Annotated in this window: 21 protein-coding genes; 4 read left to right on the top strand and 17 right to left on the bottom strand. The window is 56.5% G+C overall.

The window, feature by feature from the left end; translation table 11 throughout:
• Positions 1-39: 39 nt before the first annotated feature.
• The 8 genes from B0G80_RS36050 to B0G80_RS36085 all read right to left on the bottom strand — a co-directional run bounded on the left by B0G80_RS36050 (position 40) and on the right by B0G80_RS36085 (position 8,111).
• Positions 40-1,101, bottom strand: a complete 1,062-nt coding sequence (locus B0G80_RS36050) for an alkene reductase (RefSeq protein ID WP_116122494.1) — start codon at positions 1,099-1,101, stop codon at positions 40-42.
• 63 nt (positions 1,102-1,164) lie between these two features.
• Entirely contained in the window at positions 1,165-1,566 is a 402-nt protein-coding gene (locus tag B0G80_RS36055) for a tautomerase family protein (RefSeq protein ID WP_116122495.1), read from the bottom strand.
• 107 nt (positions 1,567-1,673) lie between these two features.
• On the bottom strand, positions 1,674-2,567 hold the full coding sequence (locus B0G80_RS36060; protein ID WP_116122496.1) for an alpha/beta hydrolase: 894 nt from the start codon (positions 2,565-2,567) through the stop codon (positions 1,674-1,676).
• Positions 2,568-2,678: 111 nt separating this feature from the next.
• Entirely contained in the window at positions 2,679-3,461 is a 783-nt protein-coding gene (locus B0G80_RS36065; RefSeq protein WP_116122497.1) for an alpha/beta fold hydrolase, read from the bottom strand.
• 182 nt (positions 3,462-3,643) lie between these two features.
• A complete protein-coding gene (locus B0G80_RS36070; protein WP_116122498.1) occupies positions 3,644-4,072 on the bottom strand; it encodes a nuclear transport factor 2 family protein in 429 nt (142 codons plus the stop codon).
• Positions 4,073-4,213: 141 nt separating this feature from the next.
• Positions 4,214-4,699 carry a MarR family winged helix-turn-helix transcriptional regulator gene (locus B0G80_RS36075; RefSeq protein WP_116122499.1) on the bottom strand — a complete coding sequence of 162 codons (486 nt, stop codon included), beginning with the start codon at positions 4,697-4,699 and terminating at the stop codon, positions 4,214-4,216.
• Between the two features lie 513 nt (positions 4,700-5,212).
• Positions 5,213-6,424 (bottom strand): ABC transporter substrate-binding protein, encoded by a 1,212-nt coding sequence (locus B0G80_RS36080; RefSeq protein ID WP_258879150.1) that lies wholly within the window; start codon positions 6,422-6,424, stop codon positions 5,213-5,215.
• A gap of 58 nt (positions 6,425-6,482) precedes the next feature.
• Entirely contained in the window at positions 6,483-8,111 is a 1,629-nt protein-coding gene (locus B0G80_RS36085; RefSeq protein ID WP_116122501.1) for an AMP-binding protein, read from the bottom strand.
• 264 nt (positions 8,112-8,375) lie between these two features.
• Here B0G80_RS36085 and B0G80_RS36090 point away from each other — a divergent pair, with 264 nt between their 5' ends.
• Genes B0G80_RS36090 through B0G80_RS36105 form a run of 4 tightly spaced genes read left to right on the top strand, consistent with a single transcriptional unit; the run spans position 8,376 to position 11,676 of the window.
• Positions 8,376-9,038: a TetR/AcrR family transcriptional regulator gene (locus tag B0G80_RS36090; protein ID WP_116122502.1), complete on the top strand. Its 663-nt coding sequence runs from the start codon at positions 8,376-8,378 to the stop codon at positions 9,036-9,038.
• A gap of 45 nt (positions 9,039-9,083) precedes the next feature.
• The gene (locus B0G80_RS36095) at positions 9,084-9,830 is read left to right on the top strand and encodes an SDR family oxidoreductase (protein ID WP_258879151.1); all 747 of its coding nucleotides are present in this window, start codon (positions 9,084-9,086) and stop codon (positions 9,828-9,830) included.
• A 24-nt stretch (positions 9,831-9,854) separates the two neighbouring features.
• On the top strand, positions 9,855-10,448 hold the full coding sequence (locus B0G80_RS36100; RefSeq protein WP_116122503.1) for a 2-hydroxychromene-2-carboxylate isomerase: 594 nt from the start codon (positions 9,855-9,857) through the stop codon (positions 10,446-10,448).
• Between the two features lie 40 nt (positions 10,449-10,488).
• Complete coding sequence (locus B0G80_RS36105; RefSeq protein WP_116122504.1) at positions 10,489-11,676, top strand: acetyl-CoA C-acyltransferase family protein; 1,188 nt, start codon at positions 10,489-10,491, stop codon at positions 11,674-11,676.
• 59 nt (positions 11,677-11,735) lie between these two features.
• Here the strand turns inward: B0G80_RS36105 and B0G80_RS36110 are convergent.
• The 9 genes from B0G80_RS36110 to B0G80_RS36150 all read right to left on the bottom strand — a co-directional run bounded on the left by B0G80_RS36110 (position 11,736) and on the right by B0G80_RS36150 (position 21,366).
• Positions 11,736-13,102 (bottom strand): IS3 family transposase gene (locus B0G80_RS36110; protein ID WP_116119582.1). Its coding sequence is split into 2 segments (ribosomal slippage): positions 11,736-12,637 and positions 12,637-13,102, totalling 1,368 coding nucleotides; the frame shifts between segments, so codons are not numbered across the junction.
• Between the two features lie 117 nt (positions 13,103-13,219).
• The gene (locus B0G80_RS36115) at positions 13,220-13,762 is read right to left on the bottom strand and encodes a MarR family winged helix-turn-helix transcriptional regulator (RefSeq protein ID WP_258879152.1); all 543 of its coding nucleotides are present in this window, start codon (positions 13,760-13,762) and stop codon (positions 13,220-13,222) included.
• 194 nt (positions 13,763-13,956) lie between these two features.
• The gene (locus B0G80_RS36120; RefSeq protein WP_116122506.1) at positions 13,957-14,697 is read right to left on the bottom strand and encodes an enoyl-CoA hydratase; all 741 of its coding nucleotides are present in this window, start codon (positions 14,695-14,697) and stop codon (positions 13,957-13,959) included.
• 54 nt (positions 14,698-14,751) lie between these two features.
• Positions 14,752-15,462, bottom strand: coding sequence for an NAD(P)H-dependent oxidoreductase (locus B0G80_RS36125; protein ID WP_116122507.1), 711 nt, complete (start codon positions 15,460-15,462; stop codon positions 14,752-14,754).
• 544 nt (positions 15,463-16,006) lie between these two features.
• Entirely contained in the window at positions 16,007-16,795 is a 789-nt protein-coding gene (locus B0G80_RS36130) for an SDR family oxidoreductase (protein WP_116122508.1), read from the bottom strand.
• A gap of 87 nt (positions 16,796-16,882) precedes the next feature.
• Positions 16,883-17,482: a 3-isopropylmalate dehydratase small subunit gene (gene leuD, locus B0G80_RS36135; RefSeq protein WP_116122509.1), complete on the bottom strand. Its 600-nt coding sequence runs from the start codon at positions 17,480-17,482 to the stop codon at positions 16,883-16,885.
• Positions 17,483-17,494: 12 nt separating this feature from the next.
• On the bottom strand, positions 17,495-18,895 hold the full coding sequence (locus tag B0G80_RS36140; RefSeq protein WP_116122510.1) for a 3-isopropylmalate dehydratase large subunit: 1,401 nt from the start codon (positions 18,893-18,895) through the stop codon (positions 17,495-17,497).
• 70 nt (positions 18,896-18,965) lie between these two features.
• Positions 18,966-19,838, bottom strand: a complete 873-nt coding sequence (locus tag B0G80_RS36145; RefSeq protein WP_116122511.1) for an oxaloacetate decarboxylase — start codon at positions 19,836-19,838, stop codon at positions 18,966-18,968.
• A gap of 91 nt (positions 19,839-19,929) precedes the next feature.
• Complete coding sequence (locus B0G80_RS36150; protein ID WP_181920144.1) at positions 19,930-21,366, bottom strand: MFS transporter; 1,437 nt, start codon at positions 21,364-21,366, stop codon at positions 19,930-19,932.
• Positions 21,367-21,832: the final 466 nt, after the last annotated feature.

A 21,832-nucleotide genomic window follows, 5' to 3' on the forward strand; every position in this document is an offset into this window, starting at 1 on the left:
CAACGCTAAAAACGGAAGCCAAGTTGCATCCGCACGCGTTCAGGCAGCGACCTCCAGCGCGGGATAGTCGGTATATCCGGTTTCACCCTCCCCGTAATACGTGGCAGGATTAGGCGTGTTCAGCGGCGCGTCCAACTCAAAACGGCGCGGCAGGTCCGGGTTCGCAATGAACAGTTGGCCCCAGGCGACAGCATCGGCCTCACCAGCGTCGAGAACCGATTGAGCAGTCTCCTTTGTGAACTTCTCGTTCGCGATCAGCGGACCGCCGAATGCTGCCTTCAGTTGCGGGGCAAGGCGGTCGGCACCGAGCGGCTCCCGAACAACGATGAACCCAATCTGGCGTTTCCCGAGTTCGCGTGCCACATAACCGAAAGTAGCGCCGGGATCGGAATCTCCCATCGAGTGCACCTCACCACGGGGCGAGAGGTGCATCCCAACCCGACCCGCTCCCCATACGGCAATACACGCATCCGTCGCTTCGAGGAGCAGCCGTGCGCGATTTTCGATAGATCCGCCGTAAGAGTCGGTACGCTGATTCGTGCCGTCCCGCAAAAACTGGTCGAGCAGATAGCCATTCGCGCCGTGAAGCTCGACGCCGTCAAAGCCGGCTGCTTTGGCGTTTTCCGCACCTTTGCGATAGGCATCGACGATTCCGGAGACTTCTGACAATTCGAGAGCACGCGGCGTAACGTATGGCCGTTGCGGACGCACCAAGCTCACGTGACCACTCGCTGCAAGTGCAGTAGGCGCAACCGGCAATTCGCCGTCCAGGAACATCGGATCCGAAATACGACCAACATGCCACAATTGCATGAATATCCGGCCGCCTGCTGCATGAACAGCGTCAGTGACGAGCCTCCAACCCACGACCTGTTCATCAGACCAGATGCCCGGTGTCGCTGCATAACCGACACCTTGAGGAATCACTGACGTGGCCTCGCTGATAATCAAACCCGCTGAAGCCCTTTCAGCGTAGTACTTCGCCATCAGCGCGTTGGGTAAACGAATGTCGCCGGCACGCTGACGGGTCAGCGGCGCCATCACAATGCGGTTCGGCAATGTGAGGTCACCAATTTTGATAGGATCGAAAAGAGTAGGCATGACAGTTCTCCACAATATGAGCATCGGCCCGAATCTGAGCCGTACCTTAAGTTGCTAGATGCGTCACCATCTAGGCGCTACATCCGCTAGCTGGGCGATTCCACGTCCGAACGAAAAATTTTCGTTTGGTACGGGGACAAGCGCGACGAATACATCGTCGGGATCAATTCCGACATCTCTTTCGAGCAGACGCGTGATCGCAGCCAGCAACGCCTGCTTGTCTGCGGAGGGTCGGTGAGCGCCGATGAGAACGGTGATAATCATCGCGTTTTCCGTTCGGTTCATCTCCATGAAAGTGGGATCGATGAAGAGCTCGTCGTCGCCGTGCTCGCTGAGCATTACAAAGCGATCGCCGCTGGGAATGTTCAACGACTCGACTAACGACTGATTCAGCGCGTTTCCCAGAGCGATCTTCTGGTCTCGAGAAAAGCGGCCCTTTGGGATATGCGCGTGAAATACAGGCATGTTAGTGCTCCATTTGTATTGAAAGATTGCATCGCTATGCGATTCCCGGTCATAGCCGGAACGGACCACTCGAGTTCACGTGTTTGATACCGGGTGAACTCAGAGCGTCAACGAAGATGCAACTTGAACCAATCGACTGCGGCTTCGCTGGACTCCTGGAACTTCGACAGATAAGGATCGAAATGTCCACCGTCGATCGTCACAAGGCGCTTCGGTTGCAACGCACGTTCGTATGCGGCCAGTTCCAAATCGGTCAGCGTGATGGTGTCGTGGCTTGCTACGACCATCAGGAGTGGTGTCGGCGATACTCGGGCAACCCAATGTCCCGGCTCGTACATGCGTGCCGCACGTGTTGAACGAACCGTAACGGTGTTCTCCCATGCGCCTTCCGGCACTGGCTGTAGGTAAAACTCAATGGCGTCTTTCGCCCGGTAGGACGCTGCGACGCTTGGGTCGTCGCTCACGACCGCCTGTCGGCGCGGCGCTTCGCCTCGCAATTGAGCGCGGTCATCGTCATTAAATAATTCTTCAATCGCGCGAACGTTCTCGGGCGCAATGCGGCGCAGCCCCTGCTCGTACCCGCTGATAGTCGGGACCTGTGCCACGACACAGCGCAGCCGGCGGTCCGTCGCACCGAGCACGATTGCGTGACCGCCGGCATAGCTCGTTCCCCACAAACCAATGCGTTTCGCGTCGACGAAGTTCAGCGTTTCGAGGTAACTGATTGCGCGTCGCCAATCGACGATTTGACGCCAAGGATCAATATCGTTGCGCGGAGTGCCATCGCTTGCACCGAATCCACGGTGGTCGTGCAGTAGCACCACGAAACCGGCCTGCGCAAACGCGTTAGCAAACGGCTCGAGTGCAAACTCCTTCACCCCGGCGTAGCCGTGCGCCATTGTGATGGCCGGCCGTCGCCCATCCCCGGGCGGCACAAAGAGCCAGCCACGAAGCTTGACTCCGCCGTCAACTTCAAATTCCACATCGGTACGTCTAATCATTTCGAATTCCTGAGGCTGCTTACCGTTCAAATGAGACTGTGGAGAAGACAGAAGACCTTATTGCCCGTGCAGTCGAAAGACCACTCTCAACAAAGAGTCTCTGTACGATGCTCAACGAACGACGCATGGTTCAATTGCCGCCAGAAACGCATCGAGGGTGGCGGCAACAGAATCCGGTTGCTCGACGTGCGGCCAGTGCCCCGCCTTCCCAATGATGGTGACAGTCGGGTTGACAAAACGTGGTTTGACAGAACCGGCGATGATTTCGGAGGTGATAAGAGCGTCTCCATCGCCACCGACGATCAAGACAGGGCCTCGATATTGGCTATCTTGAGTGCCCAACGGATGACCCCGGTTCCAGATATCGGCGAATTCGCCAACGGAATCACTCTTGACGAGATCGCCAAGGCGGCCGAGTTTCTCGAGATGGGCATCATCAAGATGGACCGAATACTGAACGCGCAGCTCCCGCTGGGCTTGTGGGTTCCCACCTAACTCGTGGAAACTTTGCATGGTCTCTTCCGGCATTCCGGTACCCTGCAAAGGAATTGGGGTGAGCAACACCAATGAATGAATACGCCCGTCCAACCGTCCTGCCGCCAGTTCGGCAATTTGCGCGCCCATGCTATGGCCAACGAGAATCACCGGACGATTCAGCGCGTTGACACCTCTGACCACTTCATCGGCAACCCGGTCCAGGCTGTACGGCCCGCCCTCGTCTGCGCGTTTCCCCATGCCGGGAAGATCCACACATACGGCATCCGCCGCCCGTTTGCCCAAGGCACCTACCACTTCGTCCCAGACGATCGCCCCGTCGAGAAAGCCGTGTATGAAAACAAAAATGGGCGGACGCGACTGCGCGCCGACAGGTGCGACACTATTTGGTGTATCCATAACTCTTTCACTTTTCGGGGTCTCTGGTTTGCGCGTTAGGTGTCGCGCGAACTCCGCCAACCTTACCGGTTGAATAACAGTCTTCGCGTGCGATAAGAAATCGGCGACTCGCGACGGACGAGCTCAGCTCATGCGGACGGTTAGAACGAGTGGTCCGATGAAGCAAATCGCTAGTGGTGGAGTCAGCCAACAATCACTTTCGGGTAGCGTTGTGGTGGCCGGCCTTCCAAAATATCTCGACCGCGTGCGGTGTCCGCATAGAGTCGGCCGTGCACGATCTGACCGTCATGGACCTTGAACAGAAACAGATGTTCGTTCTGCATCGAATAGCCGTTGGTGGCCCTCGCTCGCACAACCACCGGCACGATGATGAAGTCTTCGGCTTCCAGAATCGCCCTGGCGTCGTAGTTGAGGTACTCCCATTTCAGGTTCACATGTTTCCAGAACGCAAGGAACTCCGCTTTCCCACGATAGGTTCCACCGTACGGGAGCGAGTCGGAAAATTCGAACTCGATATGATCTGCAAGGAGCGCAATGAGATCCGTCTTATCATTGCGATCGAAACCAGTAAATGCGTTCTTGCAGGCTTCGATGATGTTCTGGTGCTTCATGTCATCTCTCCTAATACTGGATCAAACAATTCACTCTATATGTGCATATGCACAGACCGACAAAAAATTTATCTCTGTGACCACTCTGTCTTAACATCGCCGATGTGACGGGAAACCCTGTCCATGCATTCCTGCTTATTCCTATGGTGTCGTCTGGTCTTCGGCCCATGGACTGAAACCGCTTCTCAACACCTTACGCAATGAATCGCGTAACGTTTCCGCTCGCTTCCGCCCAAACTGGTCCTCAAATTCCTTCTGTACAGCCAGCCACAGAGGAAATGCCATATCGTATTGCGACACGCCCGCCGCTGTAACCATCACTTTCTTCACACGGCGATCTCGCCCCGGCACCATCGCGATCAGTCCGTCGCGCTCAAGGGGCTTCAGGTTAGATGACAGGGTGGTGCGATCCATGGCCATAGCAGCGGCGAGTTCACCGATCGTGACTGGGCCATCCCATGTCAGCTTATGCAGGATCGAGAATTGAGTCGCACGAAGATTCGCAAGACTAAGCGCCTGATCGTACGCTGCCGTCAGATATCGCGAAGCCTGACGTGCCGCAAGACAGTTACAGCGACCGTTGATGTCGTCCAGTACTGCCTTAGATATTCCGACCTGTGCTTCCATGATTGCTCCCCTTCATTCAGTCATCCTCTGCGACACATAATATGCGCATATCAACGTATTGTAAAGGCGAAAATTCGGGAATACTGGGACAACCGCTAGTTCGAGGAAGAGAGTTTGCTTTCCGCGAACGGTATAAACGCCTTGATTCCGTTGCGTGGGTGTGCAAAAGAGAGTGGGAGTCTGCTGCGCGCACGACTCGCATCAGCGCGCGTGATAGAGGTGATTAGTGAGCGGACTCATGCGCCCGCTCGTTTCAGCATGTGCGCTCGAGATCCCTGTCATCTGACTGCGGGGCGCTGAGGAAAGCGGGCGATCTGTAGCTCCACGTCCGGGCGCGTTAAGGCATTGCTCGCAATTTGCGACATCCGATCGATGGGTAGGCGGAAGGCGCCGCATACACCGCCTCCGAAAATAGGGTCTGCCGGGGCGCGCTAAAGGCGTTTGGCTGGTCAATAGTAAGACTACTGCAGCTCAAACGGTCGCACTGTCCCATTTCGCTTCGTGATCAACATGTCACCCCTTTAAACGCGGACATCTGCTTTGATTGAGTGGCTGAAATGCCGCATCTCCCGGAATCGTTGACACAACGTTGTAGAGATCCCATTTTCCTCTCGACTGGCTTGGCGACTTCACCTGCATCAGGTATATGTCGTGCACCATTCTGCCGTCTTCGCGGATGCGGCCATTTTTGGCAAAGAAGTCGTTTACCGGCAGTTCGCGCATCTTCCGCATTACAGCGCTTGCGTCCGAAGTTCCTGCAGCCTTAACGGCCTTAAGGTAATGCAGCGTCGCCGAATAATCACCGGCCTGCATCGCGCTAGGCATCTTGCCTGTCTCCTTCAGAAACCGTCGCGACCAGGCACGCGCTTCGTCGCTAAGATCCCAATAGAACGCTTCGGTCACGTAGATCCCCTGCGTTGTCTGAAGACCTATGGCGGCTATGTCCGTATTGAACAGGGACAGCGCCACGAGTCGCTGATTGCCACTCTTAAGCAACCCGAATTCCGAGGCCGATTTGACGGCGTTTTGTGCGTCTTGGCCACCGTCCGCCAATGCAACCACCTGTGCGCCCGACATCTGGGCACGCAACATGAAGGATGAAAAGTCTGCGGCAGCCAGTGGATGACGGGCCGAGCCTAGCACCTTTCCACCGGAACCTTTCACGACCCTGGTTGCATTGATCTCGAGAGACTTCCCGAATGAATAGTCCGCAGTAACGAAGAACCATGAGTTACCGCCTTGCTTCGTCACCGAACGCGCCATGCCCGTTGCCATCGCGTAACTGTCCCATGCGTAGTGGACCGTCACCGGCGTGCAATCTTCGTTTGTGAGCGTATCGGTGCCTGCGCCGTTGATGATGGCGATGCGAGACTTCTCAGCAGCAACTTTGGACACGGCGACAGCCACCCCTGAATTCATAAGGTCCGTGATCATCGTGACCTTATCGACATCGAACCATTCGCGTGCTCGAGTCGCGCCGATGTCAGGCTTGTTTTGATGATTCGCCGATATAACCTTAATAGGCTTACCAAACATCTCCCCGCCGAAATCCGCAACCGCCATCTCGACGGCTTTCACAGCTCCGGATCCGCTTAGATCCGCGTATGTACCCGACATATCCGCAAGCACCCCAATTTTCACCTGTTCGATCGGGTCGCACCGAGCCGAAAGCGGTATTGCTGCTACCGTGGTTGACAGAACGACGAAAATCGCTCGAATGTTCACGCTTGTCTCCTCTGCTTTATAAGCAAGACCGTTGCAGTCGACCCATATGCCATCAAAATCAGAATGTCATTTCCTTCACGAGCTCACGTAGCCTAAATTTTTGTACCTTACCGGTAGCGGTTCTCTCCAGCGGACCGAATATGATTCGCTTTGGCACCTTGTATCGCGCAAGCCTCGATGAGCAATAGGCAATAATTTCTTCATCCGTTGACGGGCAATCAGTGCGCAAACTCACGAATGCGACAGGCACTTCACCCCATTTCACATGCGGAGCGGCGACCACAGCTGCTTCGAAAATGGCCGGATGATCGAGTAGCACTTCCTCGATTTCAAGCGACGACATCTTCTCCCCACCCGAGTTGATCATGTCCTTGGAGCGATCACAGATTGCGATATAGCCGTCTGGGTAGCGTATGGCCAGATCCCCCGTGTGAAACCATCCGCCTTGAAAAGCTTCACTCGTTGCGATGGGATTCTTGAGATACCCTCGCATTACCGTGTTGCCTCGAACAACAACCTCGCCAACTGTCTTTCCATCCCGAGGAACGGGAACAAGGTGATCTCCAACAACATCGAGGTCTTCACAAGCGGGAAAGCGAACACCAGCTCTCGACTTCAACCTGTACTGCTCTTGCGGCGGATAGCTGCTCCACTCGGTCTTCCACGCGCTGATTACTGTCGAAGAATACGTTTCAGTCAGTCCGTACACCTGCGTCACTGCTGCGTTGAGTCGCTCGACGTCTTCGATGACGCGCGGCGCTGGTGCCGCGCCAGCGGTCAGAATTCTGACCCGGCTCTCGAATGTCAGGCCTTCGCGTGCGCAGTCCGCAAGCATCGACAGGACTACAGGTGCTGCGCACAAGTGTGTCACTTCGTGTTGGTTAACGAGCCGGATAATCTCTTTCGGATCTGGTTTTCTAAGACAGACGTGTTTTCCCGCGAGCAGCGTGATCGTCCATGGGAAACACCATCCGTTGCAGTGGAACATCGGCAATACCCAAAGATAGGTCGCGTGATACTGCATCGACCACGCAACCGTGTTCGCCATGGCGTTCAGATACGCACCGCGATGATGCGTAACAACGCCCTTTGGATTGCCTGTCGTGCCAGATGTATAGCTGAGAGCAATCGGTTCCCATTCGTCCTCTGGACCGCGAAGATGCGCTGCCTCCAGTCCATCATCAATAGCACGCTCATAGGAAATAGATCCGCTCACCAGGCCGGATTGAAAGTTTGCGCTTGGGTCATTCACCTCCACAAGGATCGGCGTAGCATTCATGCCGCGTATGGCGTCCTTGACTATAAGCGCGTATTCACTATCGAACACCAGTACTTTGGATTCGCAGTGCTCCAGTTGGAACCGAATCGATGCAGCGTCGAGTCTCGTATTGATCGTGTGCAGGACGCGACCGGCAGTGTTTGCCGAGAAGTGCAACTCAACCATTTGGGGAATGTTTGGCAGCATGACAGAAACGGTGTCGCCTCTGCCAAGGCCAATCGTATCGAGGAAGCCAGCGAACGCCCTGCATCGGTCAATCAGGCCTCGATACGTCAAGCTACGTTCACCATAGATTAGCGCCACGTACTCTGGATATATCTCTGCTGAGCGCCTGAGAAACGAAAGCGGAGTCAGCGGTTCATGGTTCGCCCCACGCTTTTCCAGTCCCTCATCGAAAATGGTCGGCATCGATGTCTCCTGTTTTGTTATGCCTTGGTATGCCGTGGTTAGACCGCATCCTCGCGTGGTCTGCGTAGCACCGGTCTTCATCAACAATCGAATCTTTCACCTGCTCATTGGTCGTCACGCGCGAGCGGACTTCGCTCGAACGGTCTTACGTCTTCGCGTTTTAACCGTCTTCAGTTGAATGTATGATAGGTGTGTTCACTCCTATTTACAAGGATATCGACTCACCCGTGAAAACACCTACCCCCTATTGGACTGATCTGCACCATGAAAACTGACGACGAACTTGCACCTCAGCAAGCAGGCAAACAGGCCCGACGTCGCAAAATTCCGTCTCGTGATGCGCGCAAAGCCATCCTGGATGCAGCGGAGATTTTGTCCGTTCGCCGCAGCTTCAGCGTGGTTACGGTGGACTCAGTCGCTAAACAGGCTGGCCTGCACAAGATGGCGATTTACCGCACATTCGGATCGAGAGAGGCGCTCATCCGTGCCTGCGTTGAGCGCGCACGCGCGCAAAGACGGGTCCGATGGCTTGCTATAGTGCAGCTCGAGAGTGAAGACCCGCGCGAAAGAATCGTTGCGTTGTTCAAAGAGTTATCACGTGGCATCGCCTACCAAACAGACGGTCAATTTCTGGCACCGGACTCACTTGCACGGTGCTCAGACGCCACGCGCGATAAATTCATGGAGTATCGAGAGGACATTCGAACGTTACTTAAAGACCTGGTCGGCCAGTTGCCTGTTTTAGATCGCGAAGGCCTTGTAGACGCGTTGATGTTGGTTTGGCGAGGTGCTGTGACGGAGCTTCTCAGCCCTGCTGAGGAGCGACGTGTCGCGACATTGCTACCGGCATTGGTAAGACAAATTTCGCGCTGCTTCGAATCAGACGATGAATGTCAGCACCTCCCATTTGCAAATCTCACCGGTTGAACGTACGATACGTGTATTCACACGTATATTCACGGAGATAAATCGATGGATAGGTCCAGCACCCCAAACGTAGCGCTTGTCATGGGCGCCGGTGATAGCCTCGGCGCTGCGCTGGCCAGAAAGTTTGCCCGAGAAGGGATGCAAGTATGCGTCGCGCGACGCAACGCCGAGCAGCTTGATCCTCTAGTCCAGCAGATCCGGGCCTTGGGGGGGACTGTCCACGCGTTTGCGTGCGATGCACGTAAGGAGGAACAGGTTGTCTCACTGTTCGAGAGAATCGAGAAGGATATTGGGTCCGTTGGGATCGCGGTATTCAACATCGGAGCGAACATTCAGTTCAACATTCGCGAAACTACCGCGCAGAAGTACTACAAGGTCTGGGAGATGGCATGCTTTGCCGGATTCCTTACAGGCCGGGAGGCAGCCCGCCATATGGCGCCGCGCGGTCAGGGAACCATATTCTTTACAGGGGCCACTGCCAGCATCCGCGGCGCCGAAGGGTACGCCGCCTTCGCTGGCGCCAAGCATGGATTACGTTCCCTCGCTCAATCCATGGCTCGTGAGTTCGGCAAGCAGGGGCTGCACATTGTCCACCCCGTCATTGATGGTCCCATCGATACGCCGTTTGTGCGCGAACGCTTTCCCGATCTCGTCGCGCAACGTCCCGCAGACGGGCTGCTAGCTCCGGAAGACATCGCCGACACCTACTGGTTCCTGCATACCCAAAAACGTAGTGCGTGGACATTTGAACTGGACATCCGTCCCTGGCTCGAGCCGATCTCCAATTTCTGACCAAATTTCGCACGGAGCACGCAGATGGATCGCACCATTGATTTTTATTTCGACTACGGCAGCCCGACGAGCTACCTCGCATACAGGCAGCTGCCGGGCCTGATCGCCCGAACGGGCGTAGCGGTAAATTACCGCCCTATCCTGCTTGGCGGCCTACTTCAACAGGTGGCCAACTCGTCACCCATGGACCTCCCGGCTAAACGGACCTGGATGCTCGCCGATATGCAGTTCTTTGCCAAACGATATGGCGTGGCATTTGCGCTCAACCCGCATTTTCCGATCAATACATTGGTTTTGATGCGTGGCGCTGTCTTTGCGCAGCAGGAAGGGTTTCTCGACCGATACTCAGACGCCGTGTTTGACGCAATGTGGGGCCGTCCTATGGATATGCGCGAACCGGATGTCATCGCGAATGTTCTGCGCTCTGCAAATCTCGATGTCGAGAGGGTCATTGCGGCAGTACAGGATCCTGTCATCAAGGAACGATTGAAGGCAAACACCCAAGAAGCCATTGATCGCGGGGCCTTTGGCGCGCCTACGGTTTTCGTGGGCGACCGCATGTTCTTCGGACAGGACCGCATGCAATACGTCGAAGAGGCGTTGACCAGCAAGCGCTAATCAGTGCTACGTCCAAATATCATGATTGAGGTGGGAACCAATGACAGCTTTGTCTGAAGTTTATGTTGTGAGCGCAGTGCGCACGGCAATTGGCACATTTGGTGGTAGCTTGAAGGACACCCCGCTCTCGGAACTTGCAAGCCTCGTGGTAAAAGAGGCGTTGACGAGAAGCGGAGCGCCTGCTGACGATATCGGCCAAGTTGTAATGGGCAATGTCGTGCCGACCGAGCCCAAGGATGCGTACCTCAGCCGAGTGGCTGCCTTGAATTCTGGCATGCCAGAGAGTACGCCCGCGTTCAACGTTAATCGGCTTTGCGGCTCGGGAGTCCAAGCGATCATATCTGCAGCCCAGGCGATCGCCGTTGGTTCCTGCGACATAGCTGTTGCTGGTGGCGCTGAATCGATGTCGCGCGGCCCTTACCTGATGCGCTCAGCGCGATGGGGAACCCGCATGGGCGACACCGACTTATTGGACTATATGGTGGGCGTATTGCACGATCCGCTCCATGCCATTCATATGGGAATCACTGCAGAAAATGTAGCTGATCAGTTTGACGTATCTCGAATCGACATGGACAGACTTTCTGCCGAAAGCCACCGCCGCGCTTCGATTGCATCCGCAGCAGGCTACTTTCGCAATCAGATTGTTCCCGTGCCGATAGCAAAACGAAAAGAGACTGTTCTCTTTGATACCGACGAGCATGTGAAAGCAGACAGCAGCGTTGAGGCGCTTTCGAAAATGAAACCGGCCTTCAAGAAGGACGGCTCAGTCACGGCAGGAAATTCATCGGGTATCAACGACGGCGCTGCAGCACTGGTACTCGCATCGGCCGATGCAGTGAAGAAGCATTCTCTGACGCCGCTCGCCCGATTGGTAAGCTACGGACATGCCGGAGTCGACCCCAAGATCATGGGGATCGGCTCTGTGCCGGCCGCGCGCCAGGCGCTAGCTCGGGCTGGACTGTCCAGCGCAGATATCGACGTGACGGAAGCGAACGAAGCTTTCGCGGCACAAGCATGCGCAGTAACACGTCAGCTTGAGCTCGATCCAGCGAAGGTCAATCCAAATGGTTCGGGGATTTCGCTGGGTCATCCAATTGGGGCAACGGGAGCAATCATTTCCACCAAGGCGATTCACGAATTGCATCGGATCGCTGGAAAGTACGCGCTCGTGACAATGTGCATTGGCGGTGGCCAGGGCATCGCCGCTGTATTCGAACGTATGTAACCGATGAAAGTATGAGGGCCGCCAATTGAACTGACCCCGCAAAGTTGGACAGTTTGTGGCTAGGTTGCGGAGGCCTGAGTCCTGTACATCACAGGACTCAGGCCGTTTAACTTCAGCCTGATGCGTTTGTGGTTGTAGTAATGAATGTACTGTTTGATGCCGGCCTTCAGTGCGTCGACGCTCTCAAATCTGTTCAGCCGGAAGAACTCCGACTTGAGAGTGCCAAAGAAGCTTTCCATTGCCGCATTGTCATAACAGTTTGCCCGCCGTGACATGCTCTGGGTCAGGCCGCGTTGATGCAACAACCTTCGATAGGCAGACATCTGATACTGCCAGCCCTGATCTGAATGGAGTAGCGGTGCGTCCTGCCTGCCCAGCTTTGCCAGCGCCTTTTTGAGCATGCTGCTCACCAGTTCAAAGACTGGACGCTCGCTCATCTGGTAAGCGACGATCTCGCCGTTATACAGATCCATGACCGGCGACAGATACAACTTCTGTCCCAGCACGTTGAACTCCGTCACATCCGTGACCCACTTCTGGTTCGGCTGTTGCGCGCTGAACTCGCGGTTCAGCAGGTTCGGTGCAATACGCCCGACTTCGCCGCGCCAGGAGCGGTATTTCTTCGCCCGCACCAGCGATTTCAGTTTCAGCTGTCCCATCAGACGTTGCACGGTCTTGTGGTTCACGCTCTGACCGGTTTGCCGGATCGATGCCGTGATGCGTCGGTAGCCATAGCGACCCTTATGACTTTCATACACGGCCTTGATCCGGGTCTTGAGATCTGCGTGCCGGTCGCCAGCAGTCAGCACGTTCAACTGGTAGTAGAACGTGCTGCGCGCCAGACCCGCGGCCTTGAGCAGGGCGGCCACCGGGTGGTGTTGCCGAAGTGCCTGCACTATTTGCGTTTTTTCTTTTGCGCGGCCTGCTTCTTCGCCTGAAGCAGGGCATCGAGCTTTTTTAGGTACGCCACCTCCGCGCGCAGGTATTCGTTTTCCTTGAGCAACTGCTCGCGCGTGCGCTCATCCGGCGCACCATCTTCGGTCGGCTTGTCGTGATCGGGTTGGGTCATTACCTTGGGGCGTCGCCCTCGGGGGCGGGGTGCCAATGCGTCAATACCGCCAATATGATACTGGCGTTCCCACCTCGCTATGCAAGCCGGACTGCGAATGTCGAACACCGCTGCCACCTGCTCATGTGACAAATCCTTCTTCCACATGTGAGCAAGAACCGACATCCTGAACCGCGCATCGTAATGACTGAACTTCTTGCGCAATCCCTCACGTCCGTGTTGCTCATAGGCCGCTATCCAGCGACGCAACACAGAACGACCCACTCCATATCGTTGTGCCAGCACCCCGGTCCCAGCAACCCCGGCCAGGTACTGCTTCACCATTTTTACTTTTAGCTGCTCACTGTGCTTCGTCATGAAAAACACCCCAAAGGTTGGATCGATGTCCAACTTTTGGGGTGCAGTTCAAATGGCGGCCCTTTTTCTTCCGCGGTACCAGTCACTCGCGACCGAATCGGAAACCTGATATTGCGATCACTCCGGCGCCGCAATTTCACCGTCCTGGCGATCGCGCACAAGATGTATTGTCTCGCGCAGCGTCTTCCGCAGCAGCATCCACTTCTCTGCCCCAATGACGCTGAAGAACTCTTGCTGTGCCTCCCGCCATGCACGTCCGCTCTTTTCCAAGGCGACTCGTCCCTTGGAAGTTACGGTCAAAATTCTCGCGCGGCGATCCTCTTCGTCCTGTTCCATCCTTAAGAAACCACGGGAAATAAGAGGTTCAATCAGCCGCGTGACGCTGGTCCGGTCCATCAGCATTGCGGCCGCGACTTCGGTAACTCTGGCGGGCTGAAGCGCTGCAATGTTGGTAACGAGTGTGTACTGAGAGATTGACATCGGAACGTCTTTCATCCTCGCATTGTAGAGCCCCGTCAATATACGTCCGAGACGATGGACATCAAACAATGCACACTGCGCCAACAGGTCGTCCTCATCACAGGACGCACCTGCCTTCTTAGTTTTAACCTTCTGCTGCATCTGCGGACCCCCGATCCATTTACCGAAAAAACCTGACATCAGATCGCCCTGTAAACTTGCAGAATGGAGAAACCAACGTCACCCCCACTCCGCCTGATTTAACATAATAGGTGCGAACGCACATATTATCAAGACTCTACCTGGCTCGACATTGGTACGAAGAAGAAAGCTATTCGGTACGGGACCTAACGAGGGGCAGTTCAGAGGGTAAAGTTAGATTCCGAGTGATGAGACTATTTTGCTACAAAGCCAGCAATCGCAGCCTGAGCGTCCGCGCTAGCAAGGAGCTCGCGGAATATCCGTGCCTCGGCGATGATTCGCGTCCGCACTTCGTCTGCGTCCGCACCACGTAGGAGCTTTCGCGTCGCCCGAAGCGCTGCAACAGGCTGCCCTGCAAGCCTCCGGGCTATGCTTTCAGCACGGGAAAATACTTCTGAAGGCGATACCACGAAGTTGACGATGCCGTATCGTTCCGCGAGTTCGGCATCAATCCTTTCACCCAGAAGCAGCAGTTCGCAGGCGCGATGGTAGCCTATCATTCGCGGTAGCAACAAACTGGAAGCTGCCTCCGGACAAACCCCGAGATTGACGAAGGGCAATCCGAATTTGGCATTGGTGCCCGCGACAACAATGTCCGCTTGCAGTAGCAGCGTCGTGCCAATCCCGATTGCCGGACCGCAAACAGCCGCCACTACAGGCTTGGTAAGGCTACTCAATGTTTGCAGGAATTTCCAGACGGGAGCATCGTCCGCATTCGGCGGATTGACGAGAAAATCTTCCAGGTCATTACCCGCCGTGAACGCCTGCTCGGTGCCCCGAATTAACAATGCGCGCACCCGCTCGTCGCGTTCTGCTTCGTCGATAAACGATGCCAGCTCGACATACATGTCGCCCGTCAACGCGTTCTTGCGAGCCGGCCGGTCAAGAACGATCGTGAGAATTCCTTGATCAAAACTACGTTGCACTTCGGACATCTACCCCTCCTCTTTCCAGAATCCAACTATAAAATTGCTCAGTTCCTGACCACTTCACCCTTTCAGAGTCTTCGGGCGGAGCGTCTCATCAAAGTCCCCAAGGCTCGGGAATTTCATAGTTTCAAGGTCGTCAATCGATCGGAGGCACGCCCGATATTCATCGAGAATGGCGGCACGGGCCTCCCCGCTGATGTACGGCACGTGCCATCCGATGAACGGTGGCAAGACTTCGAATCCCAAATATCCAAGCGTTCCACGCAACAAGTGTCTCAGCATCTCCTGCAGAGGCCCGTGAACGCCGTCCTCATCAAACATGTGCGGCTGGCCGCCAAGCGTCACGGAAACCAACGCCTTTTTCCCTCTCAATCCGCCTCGGTCGTAGAAACGCATCCCTCCGTAGAATCGTCCAGAGACAAACACCCTATCGACCCATCCTTTCATGATCGCTGGCATCGAGAACCAGTAAATCGGAAAGTTAAAAATTACGAGGTCTGCCCAAACCACCTTTTCAATCTCCGCATTTATGTCGGGAGACAATAAGCCGTTGGAATCCGCGTTTCGCTGTTCCAGCGCATACACGAGGTAGTCCTCATTTGCTCTCCCCATGAAATCGTTTTCGCTCGCGACGGGATTGAAGTCCATCTGGTAGAGGTCGGATACCCGAACGTGGTGTCCATCCGCGGATAGTGTGTCAACAGCGGCGTCCCTCATTGAGCTTGTAAATGATGCCGATTCGGGGTGTGCGTGTACGATCAAAACATTCATCTTCGAGTTACCAGGAGAGGAAACAAGAACGCATCACGCGCGTAGTTGCGCGCGGATCGCAGTCAATTTAACGCTTGAGAATCAGCCCTACCGGCGAGGCCGTTATCTTCCAACGCATAATACGTGTATTCACACATATATGCAATCTCGGAGCCTTGAACGAAAGCCACACATGACCAGAACGGGACGTTCGGATCTGTGCGTCAGAGTCAATAATGTGATGATTCTAGACAATACGATAGACCGGCGCTTTCGCTCGTTGGCCACATCTGTGTTTGATGCGGTACTAATTCCGACCCTGTCGGGCGAGCCTCTGGTGCAATACCGGCAGTCCGCCTAGGCTGCGTTTACTTTTGCTTATACCGAGGCGGCTGACGGCAAGGCGACGCGAAGAGCACCGCTTGCCGCGTAGCTGCTTAAGGTTTCCCTCACTAGCCTGTTGGATCACAATCCACCGCCGACCGGCGCGGAGCTCACTTGACTAAACTTTTAGCCGATTGTCTCCGCGCCATCCAACTGACTCCTTGTCGGGGCCGCTAGGCCTTTAGGCCGTGCGCTGATAGCGGACGGCAGCGCGCTGTTGCCTCAAGTTCGGTAGCATCGCAGTTCGGGCTGCCTCGTACCGCTCCCATTGCGCCAGATCTGGTAACGCAGGAATCGTCACCGTCTCGCGCTTATCAAACCCCACCAGTGCCGCATCGACAAGTTCATCGACATCCATAACACCTTCGATTGCGTTGACGTCTCTCCCGGCATGTTGCCAGAGTTCAGTGCGAGTCCCCGACGGTAGAACGGCCTGCACGTATACCCCCTTTGGGCCAAGTTCCAGGTGCAAACCTTGAGAAAGAAAGAGTACGAACGCCTTGGTGGCGCCATATACACTCATGCCAAGCTCGGGCGCGAGCCCGACCACCGACCCGATATTAACAATTGCGCCCTGGCCGGCGCGGGCAAAGCGTGGCGCCACCGCGCTCGCCAGCCTGGTCAACGCCGTGACGTTTAGGCCGACCAACCGTGTCACGTCCTCGCTGCTTTGCTCAATAAAGGTGCCCGGCAACGCGGTTCCAGCGTTGTTTACCAGAACACCGAGATTCGAGTCGTCGCGCAGGCGCGTTTCTATCTTCATGACGTCGGCCGACTCATTCAGGTCGGCCTTGAGGATTTCGATCTCCACTGCTGTCTCAATGCGCAACCGTGCTGCGATTTTTTGCATGCGTTCTATATCGCGTGCGACCATTACGATCGGGTGACCGCGACGTGCGAATCGGTCCGCGTACACCGCGCCGATGCCAGTCGATGCACCCGTGATCAAAACCGTCGGTTTCTGCTGCATGATGTTCTCTCGTGGATAGGTTGATAGTGTCCTGCATGCAATCCAGGGCGACGGCGAAGTAGATGCGCCCGGCGTCCTCGTCTGCCGTCAGTAAATCCAAGGGCGCAACGCGCGGTCCGTTTGTCGGAACACACCGATCGGCGCGCTTAGACTGAGGATGAAATCGATCTCGTCGACGCCAGCTAGCATCATCTGCCGGAGTACGCCTGGCGACTGGAAACCAAACCGCTGACCATTGGGAGCGGTCACACTCTGCGACTCGAGATCAACGGTCACGGCACCGTCCTTGGCCTGTTGCGCGAGACACTGTACTTCGTTGATCGGCAGTTCAACCGGCAAAACGCCATTGCGAAAACAGTTGTTGAAGAAGATTCCGCCAAAGCTCGGCGCAATCACTACTCGGATGCCGAACGCGCGTAACGCCTTGGGCGCGTCTTCACGAGACGATCCACAGCCGAAGTTCTCAGCGCTCAGCAGGATTGCAGCATTCCTCCAGGGTGACTGGTTGAGCAAGAAATCCGGATTGATCGTCCTGTCGCCAATGTAGCGCGAAGTCGCGAACAGGCTCGCCTCATAGCCTTCACTGTGGACGCGAACCAACTCCTTGCTCGGCACAATCTGGTCCGTGTCGACGTTCGAGCGCATCATCGGCGCAGCTATACCGGTAATCACGCGAAGCGCTTCCATAATGAATTCCGTTCAGTTCACTCTCGGATCGGCGATCTCACCGCAAATCGCTGACTGCGCGACCGTGACCGGGCTCGCCAGATGCGTTCTCGTGCCCGGCCCCTGACGGCCCTCGAAGTTACGGTTTGTCGTACCGATCACGCGCTTTCCCGCGAGGACATGTGCGCCGCCCGCCGCGCACATGCCGCAGCCCGACTCATGCCATTGGAAACCGGCAGCCTTGAAGATAAGATCCAACCCTTCCTCTTCGGCAGCGCGCTTGACAACGGTGGAACCGGGTATGCAGATTCCCAGTACGTGTGGCGCTAGGCGTCTGCCCTTTAGCACGTCGGCCGCTGCTCGCAGATCCGATAGCCGTGCGTTCGTGCAAGAACCGATGTATGCGACGTCGATCTTCGTCCCTTGCAACTTCGCACCGGGTTCCAACTGCATGTACGCGAGCGCGCGTTCAACACCCTCGCGCTCGACCGGATCGACAAACGACCGCGGCTGCGGCACGACCGAATCGATTGCGCAGGCGTGCGCCGGATTGGTGCCCCAAGTGACTTGCGGTGCGACATCCGTCATGTCAATCACCACTTCATGCTCGCAACGCGCGCCAGAGTCGCTGCGCAGTCCTCGCCAGTACGCCACCGCGGCGTCCCAATGTTCTAATGTAGGGGAGAACGCACGCCCTCTCAGGTAGTCGATCGTGATGTCGTCGGGTGCGACGAAGCCGTACTTCGCCTGGAACTCGATTGCCATGTTGCAAATCGTCAGTCTGCCTTCGACGGGCATGTCACGCATCAACGATCCGCCGAACTCGACCGCATAGCCGATGCCAGCCTCGATTCCGATCGACGCGATAAGGTGCAGCACCATGTCCTTCGGCGACACATAAGTGCCTAGCCGGCCTTCGAATCGTACCAGCATTGTCTTCGGCTTCGCCTGAACAATGGTTTGCGTTGCGAGCACATGTTCCACTTCTGACGTTCCCACGCCCCATGCCAATACGCCGATACCGCCGAGTGTCGAAGTATGCGAATCGCCACATACGACGGTCATACCAGGCTGCACAATGCCTTGCTCTGGCCCCACAACATGCACGATGCCTTGGCGCGCATCGTCTGTATCGAAGAAGGTGAGCCCATAGTGCTTCGTCAGAATCCGTGTATCGCGGATCATCTGGGCGCCACCACTTGGACCGACATCGTCGATGCCACGGTCGGGCTGCGTTGCGACCAGATGATCAATCACCGCGAACACCTGCCGCGGACTATCCGGCCGACGCCCTGCTGCTTCGAGCGCGCGCAAGGGCTGCGCGCCCGACAACTCGTGCATGAGCAGCCGGTCGACCTGGAGCAGATAGGTATCTTGCCCCAGATGCGCGATGACATGCTGATCCCAAAGCTTTTCAAAAAAGGTTTGACTCACTGCCACGCTCCTTGTGTCACCATCTGCTTCCGGCAGTGGACTTTCGCGCTTGCCCGTCACGCGGATATGATTAGCTGTTGATTGCCACCGACGCCTGCCCCGAGCGGATCGCATCCCATTCGTCCGCACCCATCCGCTGGAAGAACCGTTTGAGCGTCAGCGTATCGTCCGCGTCGGGCAGCGCGCGGGTTTTTGCCAGGGTATGCAGCGCCTCGTCACACGCGTGGACGACTGCATTGATCAGGAGGCCAGGCGCGATGGCGATCCGGTACCCGAACGCCTCGATCTCGTCGAGTGAGAAAACCGGTGTTTTGCCGCCAGACGCTAGAATGAACAGGCACGGTCCTCGCACCTCGCGTGGTACCGCCGCCACCTCCTCGCGATTTCGCGGTGCCTCGACAAACGCGATGTCGGCGCCCGCCTCGATCGCGGCATTGGCTCGCCAAATCGCCTCGTCGAGACCAGCGACGCCGCATGCGTCGGTGCGCGCGATCAATAGCATACCGCCGGCCGAGCGCGCTGCCGAAGCGGAGCGGATCTTCGATATGAAATCGCTGCGTGGCACGATCTCCTTGCCATCCAGGTGGCCACAGCGCTTGGGCGATACCTGATCTTCGATCTGGATTGCCGCCACGCCACGCATCTCGTACTCGCGCATCGTTCGGGTCACATTCAGCTCATTGCCAAAACCCGTATCCGCATCGGCGATTAACGGTACACGCGTAGCGTGGGCGATGATTCCAGCGGTCTCAGCCATCTCAGTGAGCGTGATCAGCCCGTAGTCAGGATAACCGCGTGCCGCCGCGGCGCCCGCACCCGTCATGTACAAGGTCTCGAATCCCGCCTGCTCGGCAAGCCGAGCCTGCAGTCCGTCGAATACGCCGGGCGCCACGATCATTCTTTCTGACGCCAACTGTTCCCGTAGTCTTGCTGCTCCGTTCATATCGCTCCCTTCAAAAATGGCATTCCGCGTTATCGATAGGGCCTACAACGCGTTATTGCGTGACCGGATCCTGCGACAGCATCACGCCAGGTCAGCTACTTATCGATTCGAGCGAGCGGTTTTTCGTGCGAGGGCCGCCCACAAGAATCACGAGCGCGGCAATCAACATTGCGCCAGCGATCAACGCGAGCGCCCCTCGCACGCCAGAGTGCTTGAGCGCATGCGCGACGAGGAAGCCACTGAGCATCGCGGACAGCCGACTCCACGAATACACCCAGCCCACTGCCCTCGCTCTGATGGCCGTCGGAAACAGTTCTGCCTGGTAGGCGTGAAAGTTGTAGTTGAGGATCGTGGAAGTGAGCGCCACGATTCCGCCGCACACCACGATGCCGACCGCGTTCCGGATTTCGGCGAAGGCAAGTCCAAAGGAAGCCACGATGAACGCGCCGACAATCATTTGCCACTTACGTTCGAAGCGGTCGGCGAAGGTCATCGCGACCAGCGCACCAATTGGCATCACGAACGCAATGTAGAACGTATAGCCAAGGCTACTTGTAAGCCCAATCCCCTGCGCGACGAGATACGTCGGTATCCAGTTAACGAATCCATACAGGCCGATCGCCTGGAAGAAGTTGAACACGCTGAGCATAACGGTTCGCTTAAGGTACCTCGCGCTCCACATGTCGCGTGCCGCACTCTGGGTCTGGTCTAGTGCAGCTGCGCTCGGCAGCGATCCGAGCGGGCGACCTGTCGCCCGCTCGACACGAGCCTCGAGCGCTGCAACGATGCGTGCCGCGGCATCAATGCGACCGTGGGCGACGAGCCAGCGCGGGCTCTCTGGAATGCCGAGCCGCAGAAACCAGATGACGACGGCGCCCGCACAACCGATGAGCACGACCCAGCGCCATCCTTCGAGCCCGAGTGGCGTGAGCGGCACCAGCCGCCATGCGACGAACGCGGAAACTGGCAGTGCGGAAAAGATGATCGCCGAATTGAGCGCGAAAGCGCGTCCGCGAAGGTTCTTTGGCATGAGCTCGCTCAGGTAGGCGTCCATCGTCACCATCTCTACGCCAAGCCCGATGCCCGCGACGAAGCGCCATGCGTTCAAACCGAACGCCGTCGTCTGGAAAGCCATGATCGCGCAGGCGACCGAGTATCCGATCAGCGCGAACGTGAACACTGAGCGTCGTCCGAGTTTGTCAGCAACGAAGCCCAAACATAGCGTACCGACCAACAGGCCCGCGAAGGTAGCGGCAATGAAGCTCGCGATTCCCGTCATGCCGAAGAAGCTTGTCGTCGTCGCCGTCAGGATGCCGCTGCGGATGATTCCCGGGGCAATATAAGCAACCGAGAATAGTTCGTAGTACTCGAAGAATCCACCGCATGAAATCAGAATGACGAGCGCCCAGATCGAGCGGCTCGACGCGATCCTGTCGAGTCTCGCAGTGATATCCGCCGCCCCGTCGGCCGGTTGTGCCGCGTCGACCTGGCTCCCTGCCAAGTCCTCCTTCGAAGCGATCCAAGACATGTGCCTCCTCCATTCGGTATTCATTGCCCGTTGGCGTCGGTCCGTTTTGAGCTACCGCGGCCCGATATCCCATGATTAGGATATTATTATACTTTTATAATAATCGCGCACCGGGGTTTACGCGGAAAATTTGTAGCATAACGACGCCCCTCCCTGCGTGGTCTACGCTGATGCTCCAGCAGTGCAAGAGCGTGGTCTTATGAGGATAGGTACGTGTTTCGTTAGATGATGGAGCAATGCGCAAACTGCGCAGCCGCACACTCGAGCGGGACGCCGAAGCATATCCACATGTAGGTGAATCCTGTCGATTTCCGCCACACGCAAAGGTAGCGCATCTCCCGCTGATCACTGGGCCCACCGCATCGAAAAACGCAGGGGACGTCGCAGCGAAGCTCGACGGGTCAGCTCTCTCCCAACTATTAACGTGAGGCACGGGCATCCGATGCCGCGAGCTGTGCATCCAACG

This window comes from Paraburkholderia sp. BL6669N2 (genome assembly GCF_003387275.1).
Taxonomy (GTDB): Bacteria; Pseudomonadota; Gammaproteobacteria; order Burkholderiales; family Burkholderiaceae; genus Paraburkholderia.

What these genes read in the sequence shown, in the direction of transcription:
- B0G80_RS36050 (WP_116122494.1), bottom strand. Translation starts at nt 1,101, where the DNA reads ATGCCTACTCTTTTCGATCCTATCAAAATTGGTGACCTCACATTGCCG.
- B0G80_RS36055 (WP_116122495.1), bottom strand. Translation starts at nt 1,566, where the DNA reads ATGCCTGTATTTCACGCGCATATCCCAAAGGGCCGCTTTTCTCGAGAC.
- B0G80_RS36060 (WP_116122496.1), bottom strand. Translation starts at nt 2,567, where the DNA reads ATGATTAGACGTACCGATGTGGAATTTGAAGTTGACGGCGGAGTCAAG.
- B0G80_RS36065 (WP_116122497.1), bottom strand. Translation starts at nt 3,461, where the DNA reads ATGGATACACCAAATAGTGTCGCACCTGTCGGCGCGCAGTCGCGTCCG.
- B0G80_RS36070 (WP_116122498.1), bottom strand. Translation starts at nt 4,072, where the DNA reads ATGAAGCACCAGAACATCATCGAAGCCTGCAAGAACGCATTTACTGGT.
- B0G80_RS36075 (WP_116122499.1), bottom strand. Translation starts at nt 4,699, where the DNA reads ATGGAAGCACAGGTCGGAATATCTAAGGCAGTACTGGACGACATCAAC.
- B0G80_RS36085 (WP_116122501.1), bottom strand. Translation starts at nt 8,111, where the DNA reads ATGCCGACCATTTTCGATGAGGGACTGGAAAAGCGTGGGGCGAACCAT.
- B0G80_RS36090 (WP_116122502.1), top strand. Translation starts at nt 8,376, where the DNA reads ATGAAAACTGACGACGAACTTGCACCTCAGCAAGCAGGCAAACAGGCC.
- B0G80_RS36095 (WP_258879151.1), top strand. Translation starts at nt 9,084, where the DNA reads ATGGATAGGTCCAGCACCCCAAACGTAGCGCTTGTCATGGGCGCCGGT.
- B0G80_RS36100 (WP_116122503.1), top strand. Translation starts at nt 9,855, where the DNA reads ATGGATCGCACCATTGATTTTTATTTCGACTACGGCAGCCCGACGAGC.
- B0G80_RS36105 (WP_116122504.1), top strand. Translation starts at nt 10,489, where the DNA reads ATGACAGCTTTGTCTGAAGTTTATGTTGTGAGCGCAGTGCGCACGGCA.
- B0G80_RS36115 (WP_258879152.1), bottom strand. Translation starts at nt 13,762, where the DNA reads ATGTCAGGTTTTTTCGGTAAATGGATCGGGGGTCCGCAGATGCAGCAG.
- B0G80_RS36120 (WP_116122506.1), bottom strand. Translation starts at nt 14,697, where the DNA reads ATGTCCGAAGTGCAACGTAGTTTTGATCAAGGAATTCTCACGATCGTT.
- B0G80_RS36125 (WP_116122507.1), bottom strand. Translation starts at nt 15,462, where the DNA reads ATGAATGTTTTGATCGTACACGCACACCCCGAATCGGCATCATTTACA.
- B0G80_RS36130 (WP_116122508.1), bottom strand. Translation starts at nt 16,795, where the DNA reads ATGCAGCAGAAACCGACGGTTTTGATCACGGGTGCATCGACTGGCATC.
- leuD (WP_116122509.1), bottom strand. Translation starts at nt 17,482, where the DNA reads ATGGAAGCGCTTCGCGTGATTACCGGTATAGCTGCGCCGATGATGCGC.
- B0G80_RS36145 (WP_116122511.1), bottom strand. Translation starts at nt 19,838, where the DNA reads ATGAACGGAGCAGCAAGACTACGGGAACAGTTGGCGTCAGAAAGAATG.
- B0G80_RS36150 (WP_181920144.1), bottom strand. Translation starts at nt 21,366, where the DNA reads ATGTCTTGGATCGCTTCGAAGGAGGACTTGGCAGGGAGCCAGGTCGAC.